Here is a 7,314-nt window from a genome sequence, read left to right as displayed (position 1 = left end):
GCCAGGTGCTTCAGCGACTCGACTTCGGAGAGCGTGGCGCCGGGCGGCTTTTCCAGGAAGACGTGCTTGCCTGCCCCAAGAGCCTCAAGGCTTCAAGCCATCAAATTCGCATGATGGAAGCGCAAATGATCTTCCACAAAACTCTCGATGAAGTAATACCCGTGGTCATACCCCGCATGCCGGCGCAAGCTCAGCGGCTGCGAGGCTTCCTTGCAGGCCGCTTCGAAACGTTCCGGCTGCAGCTGCTCGGTCAGGAATTTGTCGGCCAGGCCCTGATCGATCAGGATGCCCTGCGGGAAAGGCGCATAGAGCTTGCCCATCAGTTCGCTGGCATCATGCTCCTTCCAGCTTTCCTGATCCGGGCCCAGATAATTGCCGAAAGCCTTCTGGCCCCAAGGGCAGTGGATCGGCGCGGCAATCGGGGCAAAGGCCGACACCGAGCGGTATAGCTCGCGGTGGCGCAAGGCCAGCGTGAGCGCTCCATGCCCCCCCATGGAGTGACCGAAAATGCCCATGCGCTGCCCGTCAGCCGGGAAGTTCTCCAGCACGGCGCGGCGCAAGTCCTCCACCACATAGCTCTCCATGCGGTAATGCCCGGACCACGGCGCCTGCGTGGCATCGAGGTAGAAACCGGCACCGACGCCAAAGTCCCAGCTGTCGCTTTCGCCGGCAATGCCGGCACCACGCGGGCTGGTGTCGCAAGTCACCAGGATCAGGCCCAGTTGCGCCGCCACGCGTTGCGCACCGGCCTTGATCATGAAGGTTTCTTCGGTACAGGTCAGCCCCGCCAGATAGAACAGCACCGGCAGCTTGCCTCCACCCTGCCCGCCCTGGGACGGGACGAATACCGAAAAACGCATATCCAGGCCGATGGCCGGCGAAGCATGGCGATAGAAGCCCTGTACGCCGCCAAAACAGCCGTGCTCGGAGAGAGTCTCCAGCATCGCGCCCTCCTCAGAACTCGACCACGGAGCGGATCGACTCGCCGCTCTTCATCAGGTCAAAACCTTCATTGATGCGCTCCAGCGGCAATTTGTGCGTGATCAGGTCATCAATGTTGAGCTTGCCTTCCATGTACCAGTCGACGATCTTGGGCACGTCGGTGCGGCCACGCGCGCCACCAAAGGCCGAGCCCTTCCAGACGCGGCCGGTCACCAGCTGGAACGGACGAGTGGAAATCTCCTGGCCGGCTGCGGCCACGCCGATGATGATGGACTGGCCCCAGCCCTTGTGGCAGCACTCCAGCGACTGGCGCATGGTGGTGGTGTTGCCGATGCACTCGAAACTGTAGTCGGCGCCGCCATCGGTCATGCCGATGATGGCATCGACCACGTTGGGCACGTCCTTGGGATTGATGAAGTCGGTCATGCCGAACTTGCGCGCCATGGCTTCACGTGCCGGGTTCAGGTCCACGCCGATGATCTTGTTGGCGCCCACCATCTTGGCCGCCTGGATGACGTTCAAGCCAATGCCGCCCAAACCGAACACCACCACGTTGGCCCCCGCTTCCACCTTGGCGGTAAACAGCACCGCGCCCACTCCGGTGGTCACGCCACAGCCGATGTAGCAGACCTTGTCAAAGGGCGCATCCGAACGGATCTTGGCCAGCGCGATTTCAGGCACGACGATGTAGTTCGAGAAGGTCGAGGTACCCATGTAGTGGAACAGCGGCTTGCCGTCCAGCGAGAAGCGGCTGGTGGCATCGGGCATCAGGCCACGGCCCTGGGTGGCGCGGATGGCCTGGCACAGATTGGTCTTCTGCGACAGGCAGAACTTGCACTCGCGGCATTCCGGCGTGTACAGGGGAATGACGTGGTCATCCTTCTTGAGCGACTTCACGCCCGGACCGACGTCGACCACCACGCCCGCTCCTTCATGGCCGAGAATGGCCGGGAAGATACCCTCCGGATCAGCGCCCGAGAGCGTGTAATAGTCGGTATGGCAGATGCCGGTGGCCTTGATCTCGACCAGAACCTCGCCAGCCTTGGGGCCGCCGAGCTCGACTTCCTCGATGGTCAAGGGCTTGCCTGCCTGCCATGCTACCGCTGCTCTTGTCTTCATAGGGATGGGTCCTTTGCGTGATGATTGATGTAAGACGTCCCCGACCGGCAATGCCGCGTTTGGTCAGGGATATTCAGTAAAACTGTGATGCCTGTGAAACTTCTGGCTGGGCAGTATTATCGCATTGCAAACGGAAAACCATGCGCCGGGCTTTACATCCTTCATGTTGATGCCATAACTGGTGAAAATTTCCATTTGACATGAAAATCACGCTGTCGCGTTGCAGCGAGGTTGCGGGCAGGATGACAAAGGCTTGAGCTTGCGGTAAGGTTGCTACAGAACAAACGATGAGGGTGGTCAGGATATCGCCATCCATCAGCGCACAACAAGTACACGAAGCAAGGACAAGCGCCAACAAAGCGCAGCAGGACACGAGATGGCATACTGACATCTCGCGTATCACGAAGTGGGGGCATCCACGTAATTCTGGCGTAAGCGCGTTCATACCGGGTGAACGGCTGCGGCTTGCTGCATTGACATGCGCTGTGCGTCACGGCCCTGTCAGTGCCGGCCGTTGCGCTGGCGCGAACGCGCCAATTGCGTGCGAGGGCTGTCGACACGGTCGTCCGGCATCTTTCCGGGCCAAGGGATGTGCAGCGATGCGCTGCCTAACGACAGGTAATGTGATAGTTGGTCACATGGGAAAACAGAACAAATCGCCAGGGCGCCCAGGCACCACCCTGAAGACCTTGCTGCTGTTCGTGGGCTTCGTCGGGTCATTCATTGTCGTGCAGACCTGGTGGGAGATCCGCCAGGACCGCCAGCTGACCATCGACGCCGAGCGCGCCAGCTCGATGGCGGCCGTGCGCAGCGTGCAGGAACAGGCCGAACGTGTCTTCAGCGAGCTCGACCAGTTGCTCTGGTCCGGTGCCAGGCAGGTCCAGGCCGCCGGCCCCGATCTGCTGGACAACGACCCGGCCCTGTATCGCCTGCTGGCTGACTTGCAGCAGCGCCTGCCCACCGTGATGGTGCTGCGCTACATCGACCGCAACGGCAACACGCGCGCCAGCTCCCTGCGAGCCCTCGATACCACCAGCATCCCGGAGGATCACAAGCTCACCCATGTGGATGGCAACCCGACCCGGCCCGCTCTGTTCGTCGGCCAGCTCATGCGCAGCCGCTACAACCGCGAGCTGGTGCTGCCGGTGGCCATGAATCTCTACGATCGCAGTTCACGACCGATCGGGTTACTGGTGGCGGAACTGAAGGCATCGACCTTCTTCGACTTCTACAAGCGCATCACCAATTTCGAGGCCATCGTCTCGCTGCGCACGGAGAGCGGCTCGATGATGCTGCGCTCGCCCTTCGAAGAACGCTGGCTCAGCGTCAGCCTGGCCGATGCCAGGAGCATGGCGCGCATCCGCGCCGGGGCCGAGGAAGGCGCGTTCGAGGAGATTTCGTATCTGACCGGCGAACCGCTGCTGTTTACCTACAAGCGGCTGGACAAATGGTCGCTGGTGGCAGTCTATGCGCGCCGCATGGAAGACGTGCTGGCGCCCTGGCGCAGCCGTACCGAAAATCGCATCCTGCTGACGACTGGCATCCTGGGTTTCATCCTCATCGCGTTGATTGCCTTCCTGGTGTATTTCCGCTATCAGCGCCGCCTGGATCACGCGCTGTCCTCCAGCGAATACCGCTACCGCAAGCTCTACGAGGAAGGCAGTGATCCCATCGTGCTGATTTCGTCCGAGCTGCGCTATCTGGACTGCAATGCGGCGGCGCTGCGCTTTTTCGGGGTACCGGACAAGGAACGCATCATCGGCCGCAAGGTCGGCCTGTTCTCGCGCCAGAAGGCGCGCCAGGCGGACCAGCCGGATATCGACGAACTGGTCGGCCGGGTACTGGCCGGCCAGCCGCAGCAGTTCGAGTGGGTGACGGTCCGCCGCAACAAGATCATCCATACCGACGTCACCCTCAATCGCGCGCAATTCGAGCGCGGCTATGCGATCTTCGCCATCCTGCGCGACATCAGCGCCCGCAAACGCGCCGAGCTGCTGCAGAGCGAACAGAACCGTGTCCTGCACATGGTGATGGCCGATGACGACCTCGATGGCATCCTGCACGAGATCGTCGGCTTTGCCGATGCCCAGATTCCTTACGGAGCCAGTTGCGTCATGCTGGTCAATGAACAGGCCTCGCACTTCACCTCGGTGCTCAGCCGCCGCTACCCGCCGCGTCTGCTGCGTGCCCTGCAGGGTATGCCGATCCGTCATGGCTGCGGGGTCGGCGCCGAGGCGGCCCTGCGGCGCGGTCCCTGCATCGTCACCGATATCGCACGCGATCCGGTGACCGAACATCTGCGGGTGCTCATCGATGTGGAAGTCTACCCGTCCTGCGGTGCCTGGCCCATCATCGGCAAGGAAGGCCAGTTGCTGGGCGTGTTCGCCGCCCTGCTCAAGGAAAACCAGGCCCCCAGCAACGAATACCTGCAACTGGCCAACATCGCCGCCGACCTCGCCAGCGTGGCCATCGAGAGTCGTCGCGCCGACGAACGCATCCGCCACCTGGCGCACTACGATGAGCTCACCGGCCTTCCCAACCGCTTCCTGTGCACCCAGCACGTCTCCAACGCCATCACCCACGCCGAGCACCGCAACGGCATGGTGGCGGTGCTGCTGATGGACCTGGACCGCTTCAAGAACATCAACGATACCTTCGGCCACGAGGCCGGCGAGGCGGTGCTGCAGGAAATCGCCCAGCGCTTTCGCAACGCGCTGCGCGAACTGGATATCCTGGCGCGCGTGGGCGGGGATGAATTCATCGTGCTGGTGGATGACTTCGACGATCCGCTGCAACTGGGTGAGATCGCCCAGAAGCTGCTGACCGAGGCGCGCAAGCCTTTCATCATCGATGGGCAGGAAGCCATGCTCTCGGCCAGCATCGGCATCGCCACCTATCCCGGCGATGGCGACAATGCGCAGACCCTGATCAAGAACGCCGATATCGCCATGTACCGCGCCAAGCACCATGGCAAGGATGACTATCGCTTCTTCTCGGACGAGGTCAACACCAATACGGTCGAGCGCATCGCGCTGGAGGCCGAGCTGCGCCGCGCCATCGAGCGCGCCGAGTTCGTGGTGCACTACCAGCCCAAGATCAACCTGGCCAGCGGCGGCATTGTCGGCGCCGAGGCACTGGTGCGCTGGCAGCATCCGGTGCGTGGCCTGCTGCCACCAGGCGAATTCATACCGCTGGCCGAAGAAACCCGGCTGATCGACCAGATCGGCCTGGTGGTGCTGGACGTGGCCTGCCACGACATCGGCCTGATGCTGGAACGCGACCTGGTGTGCGGACGCATCTCCATCAACCTCACCGGCAGCCAGTTCGGCGATGAACACCTGCTGGAAGACATCAAGACCGTGGTCCAGCGCCACGGAACACCGCCGGCCTGCCTGGAGTTCGAGATCACCGAGAGCATGGTGATGCACAACCGCGATCGTGCCATTGCCATCATGGATGGCATCCGTGCAGAAGGCTTCACCATTTCGATCGATGACTTCGGTACCGGATATTCATCGCTGGCCTATCTGAAGCGCTTCCCGGTCAATACGCTGAAGATCGACAAATCCTTCATCAACGACATTCCCGACGATGCCAACAGCAGCGCCATCGTACAGGCCATCATCGCCATGAGCCATGCGCTGAACCTGAAGGTGGTGACCGAAGGCGTGGAGACCGAGAAGCAGTTGCAGGCCCTGCGCGAATTTGGCTCGGATGAATACCAGGGCTATTACTTCAGCAAGCCGGTGCCCTATACGCAGTTCCTGCAGATGCTGCTGGCGCAGCAGCAGGCCGCAAGCCAGGCCAGCCAGATGCTGATGACCGAGGGCGATCCGCCCTGAGCGCCGCCGCTGGCCTGCCGCCGGAGTTCAGGACTGACGCGCCGCCAGCCGGTCGACCTGGTAGAGCGACGGGAACAGGCGGATCCACAGCAGCACGATCAAGAGCGTGCCAAAGCCGCCGATGAGCACCGCAGGCACTGCACCGAACCAGGCTGCAGTGAGGCCCGATTCGAATTCTCCAAGCTGGTTGGAAGTACCGATGAACACCGAATTGACGGCCGAGACCCGACCGCGCATGGCGTCGGGCGTCTCCAGCTGAACGAAGGAGGAGCGCACCACCACGCTGATCATGTCGGCCGCACCCAGCACCGCCAGCGCGGCCAGCGAGAGCGGGAAGGAACGCGACAGGCCGAAGACGATGGTGGCCAGTCCGAACACGGCCACGGCCATGAACATGGTGCGCCCTACCCGGCCACCCAGCGGAAAGCGCGCCAGCAGCAGCGCCACGATCAGAGCCCCGGCAGCCGGTGCCGAGCGCAACAGACCCAGGCCGGCCGCACCGGTGTGCAGGATGTCGTTGGCGTAGACCGGCAGCAAGGCAGTGGCGCCACCGAGCAGTACGGCGAACATGTCCAGGGAGATGGCACCGAAGATGGCGGGCTTGCTGCGGATGAAGGCCAGGCCTGCGAACACCGACGACAAGCTGGCACCAGTAGGCTTGGACGGTGCTGCCTGGGATGCCGTCACCTGGGCCGGACGCCGGATCAGCGACAACAGTACGCTGCAGGCGATGAACAGCGCGCAGCTGCTGGTATACACCACGGCCGGCCCGGCCACGTAGAGAAAGCCCCCCAATGCCGGGCCGATGATGATGGCGAACTGGGTCGCCGAGGCCGAGCCCGCCACGGCGCCCGGCAAGGCCTTGGGCGACATCAGGCTGGGCAACAGGGCCGACATGGTCGGCTTGGAAAAGGCCCGGCCCGCGCCAATGACGGCCACGATCGCGAACATCATCTCGCGGCTGAGCCAGCCTTGCAGGCTGCCCACTGCCAGCGTGGCGGCAGCGGCCGCTTCCACCACCGAACTGACGCGCGCGACGTTGCGGCGATCAAAGCGGTCTGCCACATGGCCCACCACGAAGACCAGGATCAACGAAGGAATGAACTGCACCAGGCCCACGATGCCCAGATCAAAGGCGCTGTGGGTGAGCTGGTAGACCTGCCAGCCGACCGCGACGATCTGCATTTGCAAGGCGATGGTGGAGGCCACGCTGGCGCACCAGAAAAGTTTGAAGGGCATGTGATGACGCAGCGGCTCGGCGGCATCATCGGGGGTCGCGCTGGGGGAAGTGGATGACATGTCTCGTGAATGGGAAGGCGGTGTTCTGGCGTGATGGAGTCCGGAACTGCAAGCAGCAACCGGGCTGGCGCAAGCGGTCTTGGCGCCGCTGCGGCCCTGCCCTGCAAGCCAG

At 62.9% G+C, this 7,314-nt stretch carries 5 protein-coding genes and 1 pseudogene; 1 reads left to right on the top strand and 5 read right to left on the bottom strand.

The features are described from left to right. The 4 genes and pseudogenes from HWE01_RS22945 to HWE01_RS20145 all read right to left on the bottom strand — a co-directional run. A pseudogene (locus HWE01_RS22945) lies at window positions 1-83 on the bottom strand (Gfo/Idh/MocA family oxidoreductase); the annotation flags it as partial. Window positions 84-92: 9 nt separating this feature from the next. Further along, entirely contained in the window at window positions 93-944 is an 852-nt protein-coding gene (fghA, locus tag HWE01_RS20155) for an S-formylglutathione hydrolase (RefSeq protein ID WP_241822682.1), read from the bottom strand. A 10-nt stretch (window positions 945-954) separates the two neighbouring features. Next, on the bottom strand, window positions 955-2,061 hold the full coding sequence (locus HWE01_RS20150; RefSeq protein ID WP_013234687.1) for an S-(hydroxymethyl)glutathione dehydrogenase/class III alcohol dehydrogenase: 1,107 nt from the start codon (window positions 2,059-2,061) through the stop codon (window positions 955-957). 73 nt (window positions 2,062-2,134) lie between these two features. Then, window positions 2,135-2,377, bottom strand: a complete 243-nt coding sequence (locus HWE01_RS20145) for a hypothetical protein (protein WP_157174224.1) — start codon at window positions 2,375-2,377, stop codon at window positions 2,135-2,137. A gap of 322 nt (window positions 2,378-2,699) precedes the next feature. Here HWE01_RS20145 and HWE01_RS20140 point away from each other — a divergent pair, with 322 nt between their 5' ends. Further along, window positions 2,700-5,903 (top strand): EAL domain-containing protein, encoded by a 3,204-nt coding sequence (locus tag HWE01_RS20140; protein WP_241822681.1) that lies wholly within the window; start codon window positions 2,700-2,702, stop codon window positions 5,901-5,903. A 27-nt stretch (window positions 5,904-5,930) separates the two neighbouring features. Here the strand turns inward: HWE01_RS20140 and HWE01_RS20135 are convergent, their stop codons facing one another. Continuing rightward, window positions 5,931-7,202 carry an MFS transporter gene (locus tag HWE01_RS20135; protein ID WP_241822680.1) on the bottom strand — a complete coding sequence of 424 codons (1,272 nt, stop codon included), beginning with the start codon at window positions 7,200-7,202 and terminating at the stop codon, window positions 5,931-5,933. Window positions 7,203-7,314: the final 112 nt, after the last annotated feature.

Origin of the sequence: Herbaspirillum sp. C7C8, from assembly GCF_022627875.1 — a bacterium.
Taxonomy (GTDB): domain Bacteria; phylum Pseudomonadota; class Gammaproteobacteria; order Burkholderiales; family Burkholderiaceae_D; genus Herbaspirillum.
Note: the sequence above shows the minus strand (reverse complement) of the source record. Positions and strands in the feature narration are given on the sequence as shown.